The following is a 19,363-nucleotide window of genomic DNA, read 5'->3' as shown; positions in this document are numbered from 1 at the left end:
AGGAAGATACATTTTTGAAAACTAGAGATGATATTCGTAACATTGCAATTATCGCCCACGTTGACCACGGTAAAACAACCTTGGTTAACGAACTGTTGAAGCAATCCGACACTTTAGACGAACACGTTCAAATTGCCGACCGGGCGTTGGATTCGAACGATATTGAAAAGGAACGTGGGATCACGATCCTTTCTAAAAACACCGCCGTTCGTTACGGTGATAAGCAAATTAATATTTTGGACACCCCAGGACACGCTGACTTCGGTGGTGAAGTTGAGCGGATCATGCGAATGGTTGACGGTGTTTTGCTGGTTGTTGATGCGTTCGAAGGAACGATGCCACAAACGCGATTTGTGCTGAAAAAGGCCCTTGAACAACACCTGACACCAATTGTTGTCATCAACAAGGTGGACCGTCCAGGTGCCCGTCCTGAAGAAGTTGTGGACGAAGTTCTTGACTTGTTTATTGAACTTGGTGCCGATGAAGATCAGCTTGACTTCCCTGTGGTTTATGCGAGTGCTATGAACGGAACTTCAAGTTATGATTCTGATTTAGCTACTCAAGAACACACAATGAAGCCAATTTTCGACACTATTGTTGAACACATTCCAGCCCCAATCGACAACTCAGACGAACCGCTTCAATTCCAAGTGGCGATGCTTGATTACAACGATTTCGTCGGCCGGGTCGGAATTGGCCGGGTTTTCCGTGGCACTATCAAAGTTGGCGATAATGTGACGGTGATGAAGTTGGATGGTTCAACGAAGAACTTCCGTGTGACTAAGCTGTTTGGTTACTTTGGGTTGAAGCGTCTTGAGATCGAAGAGGCCAAAGCTGGTGACTTAATTGCCGTTTCTGGTATGGAAGACATTAACGTTGGTGAAACGGTAGCAGACTCTTCTAACCAAGAAGCCTTACCAATTCTTCGGATTGATGAACCAACCTTGCAGATGACTTTCCGGACCAATGACTCACCGTTTGCGGGTCAGGATGGGAAGTTTGTGACAAGCCGTCAATTGGAAGACCGTCTTCGGACTGAATTGGAAACCGATGTTTCATTACGAGTTGACGATACTGATGAACCAGCGGCCTGGATTGTTTCCGGTCGTGGGGAACTGCATTTGTCTATTCTGATTGAAACACTTCGACGTGAAGGCTTTGAATTACAAGTTTCACGGCCAGAAGTTATTTACCGCGACGTTGAAGGTGTGCTAAGCGAACCATTTGAAGAGGTTCAAATCGATACGCCAGAAGAATACACCGGTAGCGTGATCGATTCTCTGTCTCAACGTAAGGGTGAAATGCAAAACATGGAAAGTACCGATAACGGTCAGACTCGTTTGACGTTCTTGGCACCTAGTCGTGGCTTGATTGGTTACTCAACCGAATTCATGTCAATGACGCGTGGATACGGAATCATGAACCATACCTTTGAAAAGTACATGCCAGTTATTAAGAACTGGAACCCAGGCCGGAAGAAGGGAACTTTAGTTTCCATGAACGCTGGCAAAGCAACGACTTATGCTATGATGGGAATCGAAAGTCGTGGTCGGTTGTTAATTGATCCAGGTACTGATGTTTATGAAGGAATGATTGTTGGTGAAAACAGTCGTGAAAACGACATTTCAGTTAACATCACTAAGGGTAAAAACCTGACTAACGTCCGGGCAGCTGGTTCTGATGATATGGCACGGATTAAGACGCCAACTCATTTCTCATTGGAAGAATCACTCGAATTCTTGAACGATGATGAATACTGTGAAGTAACGCCGGATCACGTTCGGTTGAGAAAGCAGATTCTGGACACCAACTCTCGAGAAAAAGCAGCTAAGAAAAAGCGGTCAAACGCAAAGTAGCTAGTATTAAACCCTCTCATTTGAGAGGGTTTTTTGGTTTTCAAAGGTTTTTAAAAGCGCCGTATCGAAAATTGCAACCTATGATATAATCGTAGGAGTGACAAAACAGTAGATTGAAATTGGTGGGGTCTGAAAACATGAGTTCAAGGATAAAACAAATTGACTATTACATCTTAATTCCGTACCTGTTATTATGTGCTATTGGAATTATTATGGTATTTTCGGCAAGCTCCAATGTTGCGGCTCAGAATGGAACGACCCCGATTTCCTACCTTATTCGGCAAGCCCTTTTTGTTGTGATTGGTTTTGGGATTACTTACTTCATGACCTCAATCAACATTACAATCTTAAAGAGTCCGGTAGTAATGGGGCTGGGGTATTTGGGGGTCATGGTCCTGCTGTTTGGTTTGCTATTTTTCGGCCAAACGGTCAATGGGGCGGCTGGCTGGATTCGGATAGGACCCATTAACATTCAACCGGCTGAAATTGCAAAGTTTATATTGATTATTATTAACGCCTTTTTTATCACTCGTTCAAATCGGGAGACTCGGTTATTGAATGGGGAGTGGTGGCGTACGATGCGCCAACCCCTTATCATGAGTGCTTTAATCATATTGTTAGTGTTTTTTCAACCCGACATGGGAGGGGCTACAATCATCGCAGCCATTTGTTTTATGATGTGGCTGGCCAGCGGTATCCCGTGGCGGCGAAGTTTTCGGATTCTCGTCGTCACCGTCGCCTTTATTGTTTGCATTTTATTTCCTATCGCCGTTAAATTGTCAGAAAGTGGTGCTATTAAGTCTTACAAACTGGCACGAGTGTTAGCTTTCGTTGATCCGTTTGGTCATGCTAGCTCAGCGGGTGCCCAATTAGTTAATTCCTATTATGCACTGAGTAATGGTGGTCTTTTTGGAGTCGGCTTAGGGAACTCTATTCAAAAACGCGGCTACTTACCGGAACCCAATACTGACTTTATTATGGCGATTGTTGGTGAGGAATTGGGGTTAGTAGGCATTGTTGTTATTTTAATTTTACTTGCGATTATTATTGGTCGCGCTGTCCAGCTTGGCATTCGTTCTACCAATGGGTACTACGCATTGCTTTGTTATGGCATCGCGACTTACTTTACAGTTCAAGCGGTGATTAACGTTGGCGGTGTGGCTGGAGTTTTACCCATTACCGGAGTGACTTTCCCGTTTATTAGTTATGGGGGGTCAAGTATGTTTTCCCTGACCCTAGCGCTAGGAACGTTACTAAATATCAGTACCCGTGAACGGAAGGAGCGAAATCATGATGTTTGAACTTCAGGCTCGAACCAGTTTAGTCGTCTACGTTTCTAGTTTAAGACAAGTTCGTCAGTTGAAGCGCTACGGGCATGTTGATTATGTGTCGAAGCGCATGCGGTATGCCGTTATTTATATGAATGATGAGCTTGTTGAGGAAACGGTTAGTCGCTTAAAACAATTAAAATTCGTTCGGCGAATTGTTCGGTCACCGAGACGACGATTAGCTGAACTCTTGAACCTAGACCAAGTGACCCCAGCTCAGGGTGGCCAGTCGCAAGAGGAGGATGAAGTTTAATGCGTGTTGTTGCTGGTGAATATGGTGGCCGCCGGTTACGGGCTGTTCCTGGAATGAAAACCCGCCCGACGACCGATAAAGTAAAGGAAGCCATTTTTAACATTATTGGGCCGTACTTTAACGGTGGGCGAAGCCTTGACCTTTTTGCGGGCTCTGGCGGTCTCAGTATCGAAGGAGTGTCCCGAGGCATTTCCGCCGCCGTTTTAATTGATCGGCAAGCTGCCGCAATTAAAACGATTGAACAAAACATTGACGTCACTAAGGAGCCGGATAAATTCAGCCTCATTAAGGGTGACGCAGATAAGGTGATTCAACGACTTAGTGAGCAAGGTTTGACTTTTGATCTGGTTTATTTTGATCCACCCTATAAGGCTCAAAAAATCGCTAGTGAAATCCGCCAACTACAGGCACTAAATCTGTTAAACCAAGACTGTATTATTGTCTGTGAAACCAATCTTGAAGCCACATTTGAGAATTGGGTAGGGGCTGCCCACCTTGTTGAACAAAAAGAGTATGGGATTACCAGAATCAGTATTTTCCATGTTGAAAAGGAGTCGTAATATGACAGTTGCCGTATTTCCAGGGAGTTTTGACCCGTTAACAGTTGGGCACCTTGACTTGATTCAGCGCGCGAGTCGGTTATTTGACAAGTTGATTGTGACGGTGGGGACTAACACCGCCAAAAAAGCGCTCTTCACAAGTGATGAGAAGGTTGCGATGATTGAAGCAAGCGTTGCTGATTTGCCAAATGTCACGGTGAGAGCCGAGAACGGGCTGACTGTTAACTTCGTCAAAGAGGTGCAAGCAACCGTAATTGTTCGGGGCATTCGAAATAGTAAGGACTATGAGTATGAAGCGGGGATTGCGAATATGAACCGCTACTTAGAGCACCACATAGAAACAGTTTTCTTATTGGCAGACCCCAAAGATACCTTTATCTCGTCGTCAGTGTTAAAAGAAGTTCTGTTTTTTGGTGGCGACATTTCTGGATTAGTACCACCGGCAGTTCACAGAGCACTGTTAGCGAAGCGGGGTGACCAATAACCTATGCGGTCGTTTTTTAAGCGTAAAAGTGTCCGGATTGGCGTCAGTATTCTTGCGGTTAGTTTCGTGCTGTGGGCTTTTTTATGGCCGTTATCTGATTATATAGAGTCGCCTGGATCGGCCGATAACCTCAGTGCGTTCGTTAAAATTAAGAATCATCCCGACCGCAAAAAGGGCGCGTTTATGATAACTTCGGTCCGGCTCGCCCAGGCGCGACCGGTCAGTTACCTATTAGCCAAGGTATTGCCATACCATACCATTGAAGATGAGCAAAGTGTGACCGGTGGTCAGAGCGGCGCGACTTATATGCGGATGCAGACGTTTTACATGCAAAGCGCTATCAATGAAGCCAAAGCTGTCGCGGCTAAGGCTGCTGGGGCAAAGGTCGATAAAAAATACTTGGGCATTTATGTCATGGCGATGCAAAAGCAGTCGAAATTTAACGGCCGGTTAAAGGTTGGTGACACGATCACTAAAGTTGACGGTCACCACTTTAAGAATGCTTTTGGGTTTCAACGTTATATTCGGGCTAAAAAAGTGGGCGATAAGCTCCGGGTCAATTATCAACGTGGAACAAAATCAGGTCAGGTCGCTGCGCCGCTCATCAGACTATCAGCCACGAAAAAAGCCGGAATTGGGATCAGCTTAACGGATAACGTTAAAGTGACCACGCAACCTCAAATTTCAGTAGACCCAGGTCAGATTGGTGGCCCGTCGGGGGGCCTAATGTTTAGCCTTCAGATATATAGCCAGTTGACGGGTCAAGATATTCGTCATGGGCGTAAAATTGCTGGGACGGGGACTATCAATCCAGATGGTAGCGTCGGTGAAATTGGTGGTATTGATAAAAAAATTGTGGCCGCTAACAAAGCAGGCGCAACCATTTTCTTTGCGCCCTATGTTAAACCCACTAAAGCACTCTTAGCTTTGGAAGAAGAGCACCAGACGAATTATCAATTAGCGAAAGAAACAGCTAAAAAAGTTGCACCTAAGATGAAGGTTGTCCCAGTTAAAACCTTTAAAGAAGCTTTACAGTATCTTAAAACCCATTAATGATGAACGCCTCAAAGGGATTTTTATCCTTTTGAGGCGTTTTTTTCAATTGGTTGAGTAGTTGAAAGTATCTGAAAGGAGGAATTAGGTTGGAAAAGATGAAGGAAATTTTGGCTGATCACGTTCGTGAGGTTATCATTGGCGGGATTGCAACAATCTTGGTTTTGATGGCAATGGTGGTTTTTATGGCGACCCAATCAACGAGTGACGCGACCTCGTCAGAAATGGGCGATGGAGAGACGAGTGAACAAATGTTTAGTGCCACTTCTGCTAGTGCTGTGGCTTCAAGCGCCGCTAGTGATTCCTCAGCGCCAAGTGCTATTTATGTCGACGTTAAAGGCGCGGTCCACGATCCTGGTCTTAAAAAGATGACCGGAGACATGCGCATTGTGGACGTTGTCCAAGAAGCGGGTGGCTTTACAAAACAAGCGGATCAACGGCAAGTGAATTTAGCGCAACGAGTGACAGATCAACAAGTCGTCTTTATCCCGCAGCGTGGCGAGAAGGCCCCTCAGGGCACAACTGGTACTATGGGAACCGGACAAGCAACTACTGGTCAAGGAGGGCAGCAAGCGCCTGAAGTGGACCTTAACAATGCCGATGTGACGCAACTTCAGCAATTAGATGGCGTTGGTGAGAAAAAAGCGGAAAAAATCATTCAGTACCGGGAACAAAACGGTCAATTTAAGTCGGTTGATGATTTGAAGAACGTGTCAGGATTTGGTGATAAAACACTAGAACGACTTAAACCGCAACTTCGAGTCTAAATCGATATTAGTCAGCGCTCCTTGGATTTGATATACTGAAACAAAAAATAGGAGATGGGCGCATGCCAAAAAAGAGAATTCCATGGGATCAGTACTTTATGATGCAGTCGGTGTTGTTAGCGAGTCGAAGTACGTGTAATCGCTTATCCGTAGGCGCCACAATTGTTCGCGATAAGCGCATCATTGCTGGTGGCTATAACGGTTCCGTTTCGGGTGATGTTCACTGTTTAGACGAGGGATGTTACATGGTCGATGGTCATTGCGTGCGAACGATCCATGCTGAGATGAACGCAATTTTACAGTGCGCTAAATTTGGTGAATCCACGGACGGTGCCGAGATATATGTGACTGACTTTCCGTGCTTACAGTGTACGAAGATGTTGCTACAAGCCGGTATCAAAAAGATTTCATATCTTCGTAACTACAACAATGATCCTTACGCGTTATCATTGATTAAACTCAAAAACGTTACGGTTAATCATGTCGAAATGGATACCGAGATGATTGAACAGGCTTCCTTTGATTCCTTCCTAGCTGACCATTAATAAAACGATTATTTGGGTAGCGATTCTCGTTGCCTTAATCAGTGGGTGCTTCTATGGCCATTCACTGGTTTGTGTAGTGTTATTGATACTGTGGAGCATTCGAATCATTTGTTTAAGAAACCGGCAAATTTTAATCATTTGTTTATTGGTGGGCGTTGGGTTTGCGGGTTGGTTTTCATTTCGACAGCAGCAAGTTTTGAGTCGTGCGTTACCCAGCGCTGCCAACCAAGCACTTAATTTAACGGTTCAACCAGACGAGCTGACTAAGCGCGATGGGCGTCTGCAACTTAAAGCCCACCTACCTAATGGCCAACCCGTAGATGCGGTTTATTTTTTGCCAGAAGACAGTTTACAGTCGCCTCTTGAAAATCGTCACCAGACGATGGTTATTTCGGTGATCGCAGACGTTGCAGATATCCCGAAAGCGACAAATGTGAATGAATTTGATTATCAGCGCTATCAAGCCCAAAACGGGATAATGAATGATCTAAAAATTACTCGATTTACAGTGATTGCTAATGCTCAGGCAACAACGCCTGTTCAGTGGTGGCAAAACGCTTGCCACGGCGTGCGTGCTTGGATGATTCGATTGAGTAATCAGTTACCGAAGACCCTAAGGCTGTACGTTCAAGGGTTGTTTCTGGGATATCGAGCTGACAACTTTTATGATGAATTAAAATCAGTCACAGATTTGGGCCTCATTCACTTATTCAGTATCTCTGGATTTCACGTTTACTGGGTCATTGGTTTATTTTCTGCAATTTTAAATGGCTGCCGGGTACCTCGTCGAGTTGCAATTTGGCTATTGATGCTGGCGTTGCCCCATTATTACCTAATGGCAGGGGCTGCCCCGAGTTTGTTGAGGGCCATTTTGGTAGCCTTTCTCGGATTAATAGCGGAGGCTGGGCATCGGTCCTGGACACCACTGACCGTTTTTGGGATTAGTTTATTGGTAGGCCTTGGTTGTCATCCTGCCCTCCTGGTCCAGATGGGGGGGCAGTTAAGTTATCTTTTAGCGTTAACCCTAATCTTCACGGCCAAACAGTCGTTGATGGTGAGGACGCTATTTTTGAATCTGGTCAGCCTGCCCGTTATTATCTTTCATGTTTATCAGTGGCACGCCTTGACACTGTTAGCTAATTTATTGATTTTGCCGATTTTTTCGTGGGTGGTTTTCCCACTGACGCTTCTTGCCGGAATCTTGGGACTAATGGTTCCAAGTATTGCGATGGTGACGGATAGGGCCTTGGCGGGCTTTAACTGGGGACTAGACCAACTGGCTGCACTGCCAGGAATGGTGTTATTTGGGAAACCCTCAATTTGGTTGTTAACGGGGACACTCATTTTGACTTTTGTGACCCTGGCAGCTAAAAAAAGGCGGTGGTTGGTCACTAGCTTGGTGGGGTGTTACGTCGTCATGTTTATGCTGATTCACTTTCCTAAAACGGGTGAAGTCACGTTTTTTGATATTGGACAGGGTGACAGTTTTCTGGTTCGTACGCCCTTCAACCGTCAAATTATTATGATCGACACTGGCGGCAAACCACAGTTTGGGGGTCGAATTAGTCATGGTCGGACTCGAGCTGAAAAAGTTAGTCTTAACTACTTAAAAAGCTTGGGCATTGGCCACTTGGATGCCTTGTGCTTGTCACATCAAGATGCCGACCATGTTGGGGATATTGTCCCCGTTTTGTCAACATTACGCGTTAAGACGTTGTATATTCCGCTTGGCATGGATCAGAACCCTCAGTTTATGCGGCGACTAGCGGCATTTAAAACGCGGCTACGGATCATCCCGGTTAAAGCGGGTGATGCCATTGGCACGACTGGATTTAAGGTGGTCCACCCATTCAAAGCCGGGTTGGGTGAAAATCAGGATTCAATGGTTCTGCACGGTCAATTTGGGCAACTTCGGTTTTTATTTACCGGTGACCTAGGCCGGGAAGGCGAGCGTGAAATTATGACGCACTATCCCGGACTGCAGACGGATGTATTGAAGCTGGGTCATCACGGGAGTAAAACTTCCTCAGACCCAGCTGTGGTTGCCCAACTACATCCGAGTCTTAGCGTTATTTCAGCTGGCCGGAAGAATCGGTATGGGCATCCAAATCAAGAAACCTTAACGATGCTTTCCCAGCAACAGATTCCATATTATAATACTCAAGTGAACGGAATGATACGTTATCAATACACGAGTGGTCATTCAGGAAAATGGCAATCGTATTTAAAGGAGGCACCCGGAAGTGACTTACGTTTCCGTTCTTTCTGAACTAAAAAAACAAACGCCGCGCCCACTTTATTTAGTGACGGGCAATCAACCTTATCTGGCTAACCAATTGCGACAGGCGTTTCGCGCGCTGGTTCCAGAAAGTGAACAAACTATGAATTTCGTGACTTACGATATGGAAACAACGCCAGTTGCTCAGGCGCTAGATGATGCCATGTCAGCCCCGTTTTTTGGCGAACGTCGGTTGGTTTTTATCGACCGTGCGACGTTTTTAACCACTGAGAAGGGCGGTAAAGTCGATCATGATATTGATGGGCTGTTGCAGTATATTGAACATCCCGAGCCGACCAGTGTTGTGGTCATTTTTGTCACTGGAAAACTAGATAGTCGAAAAAAATTGGTCAAAACCCTCAAAAAACAAGCTGAGGTTGTGGCGCTTGAGGCACTTGGGGAGCGTCAAATCCAAACTTTGTTGGCGGATCGATTAGCGGTTGATGGCTATACGATCGACGATCCGGCTTTCGAACAGTTGCAGCAACGAACTGGTGGTGATTTAACCCTAATGATGAACGAACTCCCCAAGTTGGAATTAGCTTGTTATGACACCAAGATCATTACAAGTTCGGTAGTTGGGGAATTAGTGACCAAAACATTGGATCAAAACGTCTTTGATTTGGTCAATGCGGTGATGGCCAAAAAAATTAACGCGGCGTTAACCCTGTATCGGGGGCTGATTCTAACTAAGGAGGAACCGCTAAGAATTAACGCAGTGTTGGTGAGCCAATTCCGATTATTAATTCAGTGTCAGATCCTTGCTAGAAATGGCTATAGCCAAGGCACCATTGCATCGACACTTAAGGTTCACCCGTACCGTGTGAAATTAGCGCTTCAGAGCTTGCGGCACTTGCAACAGGTAAACCTGAAGCGGGCTTACCTAGGGCTGATTGAGATTGAGAAGGACCTAAAATCCACTAGTCAAGATCCCATGACACTATTTGAATTGTTTATGTTAAAGTATGCTAGTCAAGCAGCTTAGACACAAAAAGGACCGATTCGATCGAATCGGTCCTTTTTGATTGTTTCAATTAAGTGTTAGGCGTTAGCTTTTGCTAACCGAGCAGCCATCCGTGACTTGTCGCGGGAAGCTTTGTTGGTTTTGATTAAACCTTTTGAAGCGGCGCGATCAACGGCACTAGAAGCAGCCTTGTATAATTCAGCGGCGTTGTTATCGTGGTTGGTCACTGCTTTTTCAAACTTTTTAACAGTTGTCCGCATCGTGCTTAATTGAGCAGCGTTACGTTTGTTTGACTTAACGTTGGTCTTGGCACGTTCGATTGCAGATTTGATAATTGGCATTTGGTTCACCTCCATGCGAGAAGCCAGATGGCTATCGTAATTTTTTTCAACGAATGTTATTATACAAAACAAAGCAGGTGATTGCAACCGTTGGAATGACAAATGACAAGTAAAATTACTTGATAAGCAGTGCTTGTTATTTAGAAAGGATTCAGGTACAATTAAAAACGTTCTTAATTGCCTTCACTTAGTGATTCGCGATCTCATCTCACGGTTACCCGGTGACAGGCGGACAAAATATTTTTTAAGGTGGGATTTCTCATGGCTATTAGTCAAGAAAAGAAAAACGAAATTATGAAGCAGTATGCTCGTCATGATGGCGACACTGGTTCTGCTGAAGTTCAAATCGCGGTATTGACTGCCGACATTAACGAATTGAACACGCATATGAAAGAACACAAAAAAGACTTCCACTCACAACGTGGGTTGATGAAGAAGATCGGTCACCGTCGTAACTTGTTAGCTTACCTTCGTAAGACTGACATTCAACGTTACCGTGACTTGATCCAAAGCTTGGGTCTGCGTCGTTAATTCAAGCAATCAAAGCGCTCAGCTACTGGGCGCTTTTTTTATTTTCTCAGAGGGTCCCTGCAATTTTGCGGGGGCTTTTTTCATTGTGATTCAAGCCGGGCAAAACTAGCGAATCACGATGCCAAGCGAGTTAGTATAATTTATTGGCTGAAAGTAGGAGTTTCAATAAAAGTATGATAAACTGTAACCAGTTTGTAGTCGGCCCCCAGAAACGATGGGGATAACAATGACCTGGCAAAAGCGACCCGTTTGATGTAACGGCGTTTTTACGGGGAGATTGAGTAAATTTGTTTGAGGTGAATTATGGAACAGACTAGCATAAAAATAATGCCGCTTGGCGGTGTCCGTGAAAACGGTAAGAACATGTATTTAGTTGATGTGAATGATGGCATTTACGTGATGGATTGTGGGTTACAGTATCCAGAAAATGAGCTATTAGGGATCGATATTGTCATCCCTGATTACACGTACTTAAAGGAAAACGCAGACCGAATCGTGGGGGTCTTCTTGACTCACGGGCATGCCGATGCGATTGGCGCTTTACCGTATTTTCTTGAGGAGTTCAAAGTCCCGGTTTTTGGTTCTGAGTTAACAATCGAGTTAGCCAAGTTAAACGTCCAAAACGATGCTAATGTGAAGGATTTTGATGATTTTCACGTGGTCGATGCCAACACTGAAATTGATTTTGGAGACGTGACTGCTTCGTTCTTCAAGACGACGCACTCGATTCCAGAATCCTTTGGGGTTGTTTTGAAGACGGCCGCGGGTAGCATTGTTTATACTGGTGATTTTAAATTTGACCAGACGGCAGTCCACGGTTTTCAAACGGATTATGCCCGGCTTGCGGAAATTGGCAAAGATGGTGTATTAGCATTGTTAAGCGATTCAGCTAATGCGGAGAATCCAAATGAGACGGCCACCGAGCGTGATATTTACGACTACGTGTCCGAAACGTTCAACTATCAGAATGGGCGAATCATTGTGGCTAGCGTTGGGTCGAACATTTTGCGAATGCAACAGGTCTTTAATGCAGCTGCCAAGACAAACCGAAAGGTGTTATTGACCGGCCGTGATATTGAAAAAATCGTGGATACGGCAATGCGCTTAAACAAATTGGTCTTACCTGAAGACGATTTGTTGATTAATGCTGAACAGTTAGAAAAATTGGCGCCAGAACAAATTGTCATTGTGCAAACCGGGAAGATGGGCGAACCAATTAAGGCCCTTCAACGGATGGCTAACAAGCAAGAAAAGGGCCCGTCCATCGAGCCTGGTGATTTGGTGTTTATCACCACGACACCGTCGCACGCGATGGAAACGACGGTTGCCAAAACCCGGGACATGATTTATCGCGCCGGCGCTGAGGTTAAGGCCATTTCGGATGAATTAAATTCCTCGGGACACGCCAGCAAAACGGACCTTCAATTGATGTTGAACTTGCTCCATCCGACCTACCTCATTCCAGTTCAAGGTGAATACCGCTTGTTAGAGGCACACCGTGAAGCTGCCTTGGAAGTGGGGATGGATGATGACCACATCTTCTTAACGGCTAAGGGTGATCAATTAGTCTATGATGGTCACGATATGGTCTTGAGTGGCAGTATTGAGGTTGGCAACACGATGATTGATGGTATTGGTGTTGGCGATATCGGAAACATCGTGTTACGGGATCGTAAAGTGTTATCAGAAGACGGGATTTTTGTGGCCGTTGTCACAATTGACCACAAGAAGAAACAGATTATTTCGGAACCTAAGATTACGTCCCGTGGCTTTGTTTACGTTAAAGCAAATAAGGACTTGATGCGGGAAAGTGCGGATATTGTGACTAAAACGGTCCAAGACAACTTGGATAACAAAGAGTTTGACTGGACTCATTTGAAACAGGACGTCCGCGAAAAGCTGAACCGGTACCTATTTGAACAAACAAGGCGGCATCCAGTTATCTTACCGGTGATTATGGAAGTCGACCCACGACGTAAAAAGCCTAAGGGCAAAAAGAAAAAGAGTCAGTCGGAGGCCGCACCGAAAGTGGAAAAATAAGTTGAAGGGTCGTTCCGAGCTGTCGCTGAGGAACGGCTTTTTCGTGGGGAGGAAAACGATGGATGACCGACCATTAGCCCAAGCAAATCAGGCGTTTAAAGACGGGGACTGGCAAACCGCTGTCCAACGTTATGAAGCGATTTATCAGACCCGTCCCAGCGCTAAAATCAACCACTTATTAGCCCGTAGCTTAATGTCGTTAGGAGATGCAGCGTATGCGTTTGAAGTCGTTTTGCAAGCACCGGATAGTTACTTATCAGATGCGGATCACTTTCAGTTCTTGATGACGGTTGTGTTGGAAAATGACCAGTTACTAATGGCAAACCAGATAGCGGCGACGGTAACGAATTCAGCTATGAAGCAAGCCGCCAATCAACAAATTAATATGGCGGAACAGCACCACCGACAACAGGTGGGATTCCAAGCTGCCTATCAAGCGTTTTATCAGTTGGCCACGGAATCCATTGCTGGACAGCGTGAACGGTATGAGCGGGGGAAACAACTACCTCTCAAGGAGTGGCTCACAGCCACCCAACACTTGTTGGTAGATCCATTTGTGACGCCCATCATTCGGGTAACGCTACTTCAAGATTTGCAAAAGCTCCGATTTGATAAGCCGGTTAGGTTTCAGTGGCTGATTGGTGAACCGCGGGAAATTGTGCCCAGCCAACTGACAGATTTTGATGAACAGCCGACCGTTAGGCAAGTTCAAGAGCGATTGCTGGAAACCTTATCGCGCCGGGGAACTGATCCGGGATTATTAGTGGCCTTATTAGAAGGCGAAATGGTTAATTTGACGTTGCTGTATCCGTTTATTGATGACGTTGTCACCAGCCCTGAAAGGTGGGTGGCCGCGGCTAGTCAGAGTTTAGATGGCCCATCGAAAACACCGGGTCGGCCGAAAGCGGAAGACGAGTCAATGACGGCATGGCGACAAAAACTAGCGGCTTTGACACAAGCAATGCAAAGTTAGTCGAATTCTTTTTCAGAAATCGGTATTTTATAGTTTACAAACATTCGTTCAATCTATATAATGTTTAAGGATTCTTCTTGAGGGATTCTCGATTTACCTTTTCGAGGAGAAGTAGTATAATTGTCACTAAAGGGTGTCGACGGTTTCCGTCGGCATAATCTTTGTGAAAAATACAGGAGGTTTCATTAATGGCAAAGGAAACATATGAAAGAACCAAGCCCCATGTAAACATTGGTACTATCGGCCATATTGACCATGGGAAAACCACTTTGACTGCAGCAATCACTAAGGTTTTAGCTGACAAAGGTTTGGCTAAAGCCGAAGACTATGCTGACATTGATAAGGCACCCGAAGAACGTGAACGTGGTATCACGATTAACACTGCCCACGTTGAATACGAAACTGAAAAGCGTCACTACGCACATATTGACGCCCCAGGACACGCGGACTACATCAAGAACATGATCACTGGTGCCGCTCAAATGGATGGTGCCATCTTAGTTGTTGCCGCAACTGATGGTCCTATGCCACAAACTCGTGAACACATTCTTTTGGCTCGCCAAGTTGGTGTTGAATACCTTGTTGTATTCTTAAACAAGACCGACTTAGTTGACGATGATGAATTGGTTGACTTGGTTGAAATGGAAGTCCGTGAGTTACTTTCAGAATACGATTACCCTGGTGATGACATTCCTGTTATCCGCGGTTCAGCTCTGAAAGCTCTCGAAGGCGACCCAGAACAAACTAAGGTTATCGAACACTTGATGGACGTTGTCGATGAATACATCCCAACGCCAGTACGTGACAACGACAAGCCTTTCTTGATGCCTGTTGAAGACGTCTTTACGATCACTGGTCGTGGGACTGTTGCTTCAGGTCGTATCGACCGTGGGACTGTTAAGGTCGGTGACGAAGTTGAAATCGTTGGTCTTAAGGAAGAAGTTCTTAAGAGTACCGTAACTGGTTTGGAAATGTTCCGTAAGACGCTTGAATTTGGTGAAGCCGGCGATAACGTTGGTGTACTTCTTCGTGGTGTTAACCGTGAACAAGTTGAACGTGGCCAAGTGCTTGCAAAGCCAGGTTCGATCCAAACTCACAAGAAGTTCAAGGGTGAAGTCTACATCCTTTCTAAAGAAGAAGGTGGCCGTCATACGCCATTCTTCTCAAACTACCGTCCACAATTCTACTTCCACACCACTGATATCACTGGTGTTATTGAATTGCCAGATGGCGTTGAAATGGTTATGCCTGGCGATAACGTCACTTTCGAAGTTGACTTGATTGCACCAGCTGCCATTGAAAAGGGTACTAAGTTTACTGTTCGTGAAGGTGGCCACACTGTTGGTGCCGGTGTTGTTTCAGAAATCATGGACTAACACACACGATTAATATCCGGTAGAAAGTCCGAGGGGAAACCCGCGGGCTTTTTATTTTGAGACAGTGAAATACGCGAGGGACCGCGATTTTTGCCGAAATTGTTTTACTTTTTATGACTGATACGGTAAACTAAAGTCTGTACGCAATTTGAATATGAACGTATTCGAATAGATATTTAATTCGGAGGGAAAATAATGGCTGCAAAATGGGAAAAGAAGGACGCTAATAAAGGCGAACTGACTTTTGAAATTGCTTATGATCAAATCAAAGACGGTTTGGATAAAGCATTCGACCGGACCAAAAAAAACTTACAAGTTCCAGGTTTCCGGAAGGGTAAAGTTCCGCGTCAAATCTTCAACCAGATGTATGGTGAAGAAGCATTGTACCAAGATGCTTTAAACATCGTTTTACCAGATGAATATGCTAAGGCAATCGAAGAGGCCGGCATTGAACCAGTAGATCAACCAGAAATTAACGTTGAATCAATGGACAAGGACAAGCCTTGGGTTTTAAAGGCGGTTGTGACCGTTAAACCTGATGTTAAATTGGGCGATTACAAAGGCCTTTCAGTTCCTAAGCAAAACACTCGAGTTTACGCTAAGGACGTCGATGCTCGCCTTGAATCAATGCAAGAGCAACAAGCTGAACTTGTCTTGAAAGAAGACCAAGCTGCTGCTGAGGGCGACACTGTTGTGATTGACTTTGATGGTTACGTTGATGGCAAGCAATTTGACGGTGGTAAGGCTGATAACTACTCACTTGAGTTGGGTTCAGGCTCATTTATTCCGGGTTTTGAAGATCAATTAGTTGGTCACAAAGCAGGCGAGGATGTCGAAGTGAAGGTTACCTTCCCTAAAGACTACCAAGCTGAAGAATTGCAAGGCAAAGAAGCAACCTTTAAGACGACGATTCATGAAGTGAAAGCAAAGGAATTACCAAAGTTGGATGATGAATTTGCTAAGGACGTTGATGAAGAAGTCGACAGCCTTGAAGAATTAAAGGCTAAGATTAAAGACGAGTTGAAGGAACAAAAGACTAAGGAAGCCCACGATGCCATTGAAGACGATGCCATTGGCCAAGCCGTTGACAATGCAGAGATTAAGGACATTCCAGAAGCTATGATGGAAGATGACATTCACCGTCAAATGGATCAATACTTGGCCAACATGCAACAACAAGGAATTGACCCTAAGATGTACTTCCAGTTGACTGGAACAACTGAAGACGACTTGCACAAGCAGTTCGCTGCCGATGCAGAACGTCGGGTAAAGACTAACTTAGTTCTTGAAGCCGTTGTTGAAGCTGAAAAGATTGAACCTACTGAAGACGAAATTCAGGCTGAAGTTAAAGATTTAGCTGGTCAATACGGCATGGAAGAAAGTGCTGTTCGTTCTGCTTTAACGGATGACATGCTCAAGCACGATATTGCGGTTAAAAACGCCGTAGCTGTCATTACCGATTCAGCTAAGCAAGATGCAAAAGCTAAAAAAGACGATAAAGACGACAAGGAAAGCAAGTAAGCAATTCTGGCGTTGAGATGAAGAGGGTCCAAGAAGAATCGGTCTCATCACCGGTTCCGCTTGGGCCCTTATCGTCCCTTGGGCTAATTTCTTTTGTATTCCATTAGTCTGTGGTATAGTATCTTGAAGTTAAGATCCAATAACTTAACGCACTCACTATGAAGGGGTGACTCTATTTGTTTGAAAACACTGACATTAACGGCCCCGTAAATTGCTCGTTCTGTGGCAAGTCCCAGGATCAAGTTAAGAAAATCGTGGCCGGACCAGGTGTCTACATCTGCAACGAATGTATTGATTTATGTAAGGAAATCATTGATGAAGAGTTTAGCGAAGAGAATGCGCAAACTACTTTTGATGTGCCCACCCCACAACAAATTGTTGATACTTTAAACGACTACGTGATTGGCCAAGAAGAGGCTAAGCGAACGCTGTCAGTCGCTGTTTATAACCATTACAAGCGAGTTAACGAAATGGCTAATGCGAACAGTGAGGGTCCAGAACTCCAAAAGAGTAACATTACCATGATTGGACCGACTGGTTCAGGTAAGACCTACCTGGCACAGTCGTTGGCGCGTATTTTGAATGTTCCGTTCGCCATTGCTGACGCCACCACCTTGACAGAGGCTGGTTACGTGGGTGAAGACGTTGAAAACATTTTGCTTAAGTTATTGCAAAATGCCGATTACGATGTTGAGCGTGCTGAAAAAGGCATTATTTATATCGACGAAATCGATAAAATTGCGAAGAAATCTGAGAACGTGTCGATTACACGAGACGTTTCCGGTGAAGGGGTTCAACAAGCCCTCTTGAAGATTCTTGAAGGGACCACGGCTAACGTCCCACCTCAGGGTGGTCGAAAGCATCCCCAACAAGAGTTTATTCAGATTGATACCACCAATATTTTATTTATCGTTGGTGGGGCTTTTGACGGCATCGAAACAATCGTCAAGAATCGTTTAGGCGATAAAACAATCGGTTTTGGAGCAGACTCTGATCACCAGCCAATTAACGATAACGAAAGTTTGATGCAACGGGTTATTCCTGAAGACATGCTCGAATTTGGCTTAATTCCAGAATTCATTGGTCGGTTACCAATTTTGACAGCTCTTGAAAAGTTGTCTGAAGATGACCTTGTTCGAATTTTGACTGAACCTAAGAACGCTTTAGTGAAACAATATCAAAAATTGATTTCGCTTGACGGCGTTGAGCTTGAGTTTGAAGACGATGCACTGCGTGAGATGGCTAAATTAGCGTTAGCTCGTAACACCGGGGCTCGTGGTCTTCGGTCAATTATTGAAGACGTGATGCGTGATATCATGTTTGATTTACCAAGCCGCGACGATGTTAAAAAGGTTGTTGTGACCGGGGAAACGGTTCGCGATCATCAAGAACCAGCGTTAATTTTAAAGGATCAAAAAGCGTCTTAGTTCCACACTGGTCAGCATTGCTGGCCAGTTTTTTTGTGCAATCAAAGCTGGGAGTGTAGGCGTGTGCCTCGTTCCATGATAAGATAGAAAGTGCGAAATAAAAGGAGGGTCACGATGGAAGTCCATAACGTTGAACTTGTCATGAGTGCGGTCGCGCCGGAGCAGTATCCGACAACGGGCGACCCAGAAATTGCCTTTGTGGGCCGTTCTAACGTGGGAAAATCCTCACTGACGAACGTTTTGATCAATCGGAAGAGTTACGCGCGAACATCCAGTCAACCTGGTAAAACGCAAACGTTGAATTTTTATCACGTGGAAGATCAACTATATTTTGTTGACGTTCCAGGTTACGGGTACGCCAAGGTATCCAAAAAGGAACGCGAAAAATGGGGGCAGATGATTGAAACTTATTTGACCCAACGCGACACCTTAAAAGGGGTGATTTCGCTCGTTGACGGGCGCCATGAGCCCACGGCAGATGACCAACAGATGTATACTTGGTTGAGTTATTACGAAATCCCAGTGCTGGTGGTGGCCACAAAAATGGATAAAATTGCTCGAGGTAAGTGGAATAAACAACTGAGCATGGTCAAGAAAACCTTGAATATTTTGCCACGCGACACGTTGGTGGCCTTTTCAGCCCAAACAAAAACGGGTAAGGACGAGGTGTGGGATTGGATAGAAGCTCACACGATTAGAGAGGATCAGTAATCATGGAATTTAATGACTATCAACAAGCCGCAAACCGCACGCTATTGGGAACTGAGCAAGTTTTAACCAATTGTGCTCTTGGCCTTTCTAGCGAAACCGGTCAAGTGATTGATCTTGTTAAAAAATATACGTTTCAAAATCATGAGTTAAACCGTGATGAGTTAACGAAAGAAATGGGAGATGTGCTCTGGTATCTCTCCCAAGTCGCGCAATGGGCAGATATTTCGTTTGATGATGTTGCGAAAGATAATATTGAACGATTAAGTAAACGGTATCCAACTAAAAATTAAAGCCCAACTTGAAACTGACGATTATTTAGCAATCGTCAGTTTTTATTTTGGGGTTATTTTCAATC

19 protein-coding genes are annotated in these 19,363 nt (G+C 44.8%); 18 read left to right on the top strand and 1 reads right to left on the bottom strand.

All coding sequences use genetic code 11. The features are described from left to right. The first annotated feature begins 14 nt into the window (after positions 1-14). The 10 genes from typA to holA all read left to right on the top strand — a co-directional run bounded on the left by typA (position 15) and on the right by holA (position 10,109). The gene (gene typA, locus FC96_RS02100; protein ID WP_054659682.1) at positions 15-1,856 is read left to right on the top strand and encodes a translational GTPase TypA; all 1,842 of its coding nucleotides are present in this window, start codon (positions 15-17) and stop codon (positions 1,854-1,856) included. Between the two features lie 137 nt (positions 1,857-1,993). Further along, a complete protein-coding gene (locus tag FC96_RS02095) occupies positions 1,994-3,157 on the top strand; it encodes an FtsW/RodA/SpoVE family cell cycle protein (RefSeq protein ID WP_056941821.1) in 1,164 nt (387 codons plus the stop codon). Beyond that, a complete protein-coding gene (locus FC96_RS02090) occupies positions 3,147-3,437 on the top strand; it encodes a YlbG family protein (RefSeq protein WP_054659680.1) in 291 nt (96 codons plus the stop codon). The genes FC96_RS02095 and FC96_RS02090 overlap by 11 nt, the downstream gene beginning before the upstream one ends. Beyond that, positions 3,437-3,997 carry a 16S rRNA (guanine(966)-N(2))-methyltransferase RsmD gene (gene rsmD / locus FC96_RS02085; protein ID WP_056941820.1) on the top strand — a complete coding sequence of 187 codons (561 nt, stop codon included), beginning with the start codon at positions 3,437-3,439 and terminating at the stop codon, positions 3,995-3,997. The genes FC96_RS02090 and rsmD overlap by 1 nt, the downstream gene beginning before the upstream one ends. A gap of 1 nt (position 3,998) precedes the next feature. After that, positions 3,999-4,481, top strand: a complete 483-nt coding sequence (coaD, locus tag FC96_RS02080) for a pantetheine-phosphate adenylyltransferase (protein WP_056941819.1) — start codon at positions 3,999-4,001, stop codon at positions 4,479-4,481. A gap of 3 nt (positions 4,482-4,484) precedes the next feature. Continuing rightward, positions 4,485-5,534 (top strand): SepM family pheromone-processing serine protease, encoded by a 1,050-nt coding sequence (locus FC96_RS02075; RefSeq protein ID WP_056941818.1) that lies wholly within the window; start codon positions 4,485-4,487, stop codon positions 5,532-5,534. 98 nt (positions 5,535-5,632) lie between these two features. Further along, positions 5,633-6,301, top strand: coding sequence for a helix-hairpin-helix domain-containing protein (locus FC96_RS02070; RefSeq protein ID WP_235804704.1), 669 nt, complete (start codon positions 5,633-5,635; stop codon positions 6,299-6,301). A gap of 62 nt (positions 6,302-6,363) precedes the next feature. Next, complete coding sequence (locus tag FC96_RS02065) at positions 6,364-6,846, top strand: ComE operon protein 2 (protein ID WP_056941817.1); 483 nt, start codon at positions 6,364-6,366, stop codon at positions 6,844-6,846. Positions 6,847-6,922: 76 nt separating this feature from the next. Then, positions 6,923-9,115 (top strand): DNA internalization-related competence protein ComEC/Rec2, encoded by a 2,193-nt coding sequence (locus FC96_RS02060; protein WP_056941816.1) that lies wholly within the window; start codon positions 6,923-6,925, stop codon positions 9,113-9,115. Continuing rightward, the gene (holA, locus tag FC96_RS02055; RefSeq protein ID WP_056941815.1) at positions 9,090-10,109 is read left to right on the top strand and encodes a DNA polymerase III subunit delta; all 1,020 of its coding nucleotides are present in this window, start codon (positions 9,090-9,092) and stop codon (positions 10,107-10,109) included. The genes FC96_RS02060 and holA overlap by 26 nt, the downstream gene beginning before the upstream one ends. Positions 10,110-10,165: 56 nt before the next feature. Here the strand turns inward: holA and rpsT are convergent, their stop codons facing one another. Continuing rightward, positions 10,166-10,429 (bottom strand): 30S ribosomal protein S20, encoded by a 264-nt coding sequence (gene rpsT, locus FC96_RS02050; protein ID WP_054659666.1) that lies wholly within the window; start codon positions 10,427-10,429, stop codon positions 10,166-10,168. A 261-nt stretch (positions 10,430-10,690) separates the two neighbouring features. Between rpsT and rpsO the strand changes: the two genes are divergently transcribed. The 8 genes from rpsO (at position 10,691) to FC96_RS02010 (ending at position 19,298) form a co-directional block, all read left to right on the top strand. Continuing rightward, positions 10,691-10,960: a 30S ribosomal protein S15 gene (gene rpsO / locus FC96_RS02045; protein WP_054659664.1), complete on the top strand. Its 270-nt coding sequence runs from the start codon at positions 10,691-10,693 to the stop codon at positions 10,958-10,960. A 303-nt stretch (positions 10,961-11,263) separates the two neighbouring features. Continuing rightward, on the top strand, positions 11,264-13,000 hold the full coding sequence (locus FC96_RS02040) for a ribonuclease J (protein WP_056941814.1): 1,737 nt from the start codon (positions 11,264-11,266) through the stop codon (positions 12,998-13,000). Between the two features lie 58 nt (positions 13,001-13,058). Beyond that, a complete protein-coding gene (locus tag FC96_RS02035; protein ID WP_056941813.1) occupies positions 13,059-13,973 on the top strand; it encodes a hypothetical protein in 915 nt (304 codons plus the stop codon). Positions 13,974-14,161: 188 nt separating this feature from the next. Next, positions 14,162-15,349 carry an elongation factor Tu gene (tuf, locus tag FC96_RS02030; RefSeq protein WP_054659658.1) on the top strand — a complete coding sequence of 396 codons (1,188 nt, stop codon included), beginning with the start codon at positions 14,162-14,164 and terminating at the stop codon, positions 15,347-15,349. Between the two features lie 195 nt (positions 15,350-15,544). Continuing rightward, positions 15,545-16,870, top strand: coding sequence for a trigger factor (gene tig / locus FC96_RS02025; protein ID WP_056941812.1), 1,326 nt, complete (start codon positions 15,545-15,547; stop codon positions 16,868-16,870). A 176-nt stretch (positions 16,871-17,046) separates the two neighbouring features. Further along, the gene (gene clpX, locus FC96_RS02020) at positions 17,047-18,297 is read left to right on the top strand and encodes an ATP-dependent Clp protease ATP-binding subunit ClpX (RefSeq protein ID WP_054659656.1); all 1,251 of its coding nucleotides are present in this window, start codon (positions 17,047-17,049) and stop codon (positions 18,295-18,297) included. 114 nt (positions 18,298-18,411) lie between these two features. Further along, positions 18,412-19,008, top strand: a complete 597-nt coding sequence (yihA, locus tag FC96_RS02015) for a ribosome biogenesis GTP-binding protein YihA/YsxC (protein ID WP_054659654.1) — start codon at positions 18,412-18,414, stop codon at positions 19,006-19,008. A 2-nt stretch (positions 19,009-19,010) separates the two neighbouring features. Further along, the gene (locus tag FC96_RS02010; protein ID WP_056941811.1) at positions 19,011-19,298 is read left to right on the top strand and encodes a nucleoside triphosphate pyrophosphohydrolase family protein; all 288 of its coding nucleotides are present in this window, start codon (positions 19,011-19,013) and stop codon (positions 19,296-19,298) included. Positions 19,299-19,363: the final 65 nt, after the last annotated feature.

Source organism: Secundilactobacillus kimchicus JCM 15530 (assembly GCF_001433995.1).
Classification (GTDB): Bacteria; Bacillota; Bacilli; order Lactobacillales; family Lactobacillaceae; genus Secundilactobacillus; species Secundilactobacillus kimchicus.
Note: the sequence above shows the minus strand (reverse complement) of the source record. Positions and strands in the feature narration are given on the sequence as shown.

Bases quoted from the DNA above. Each gene is read 5' to 3' on its own strand.
- FC96_RS02095 (WP_056941821.1), top strand. From the start codon at position 1,994: ATGAGTTCAAGGATAAAACAAATTGACTATTACATCTTAATTCCGTAC.
- FC96_RS02090 (WP_054659680.1), top strand. From the start codon at position 3,147: ATGATGTTTGAACTTCAGGCTCGAACCAGTTTAGTCGTCTACGTTTCT.
- rsmD (WP_056941820.1), top strand. From the start codon at position 3,437: ATGCGTGTTGTTGCTGGTGAATATGGTGGCCGCCGGTTACGGGCTGTT.
- coaD (WP_056941819.1), top strand. From the start codon at position 3,999: ATGACAGTTGCCGTATTTCCAGGGAGTTTTGACCCGTTAACAGTTGGG.
- FC96_RS02075 (WP_056941818.1), top strand. From the start codon at position 4,485: ATGCGGTCGTTTTTTAAGCGTAAAAGTGTCCGGATTGGCGTCAGTATT.
- FC96_RS02070 (WP_235804704.1), top strand. From the start codon at position 5,633: ATGAAGGAAATTTTGGCTGATCACGTTCGTGAGGTTATCATTGGCGGG.
- FC96_RS02065 (WP_056941817.1), top strand. From the start codon at position 6,364: ATGCCAAAAAAGAGAATTCCATGGGATCAGTACTTTATGATGCAGTCG.
- rpsT (WP_054659666.1), bottom strand. From the start codon at position 10,429: ATGCCAATTATCAAATCTGCAATCGAACGTGCCAAGACCAACGTTAAG.
- rpsO (WP_054659664.1), top strand. From the start codon at position 10,691: ATGGCTATTAGTCAAGAAAAGAAAAACGAAATTATGAAGCAGTATGCT.
- FC96_RS02040 (WP_056941814.1), top strand. From the start codon at position 11,264: ATGGAACAGACTAGCATAAAAATAATGCCGCTTGGCGGTGTCCGTGAA.
- FC96_RS02035 (WP_056941813.1), top strand. From the start codon at position 13,059: ATGGATGACCGACCATTAGCCCAAGCAAATCAGGCGTTTAAAGACGGG.
- tuf (WP_054659658.1), top strand. From the start codon at position 14,162: ATGGCAAAGGAAACATATGAAAGAACCAAGCCCCATGTAAACATTGGT.
- tig (WP_056941812.1), top strand. From the start codon at position 15,545: ATGGCTGCAAAATGGGAAAAGAAGGACGCTAATAAAGGCGAACTGACT.
- yihA (WP_054659654.1), top strand. From the start codon at position 18,412: ATGGAAGTCCATAACGTTGAACTTGTCATGAGTGCGGTCGCGCCGGAG.
- FC96_RS02010 (WP_056941811.1), top strand. From the start codon at position 19,011: ATGGAATTTAATGACTATCAACAAGCCGCAAACCGCACGCTATTGGGA.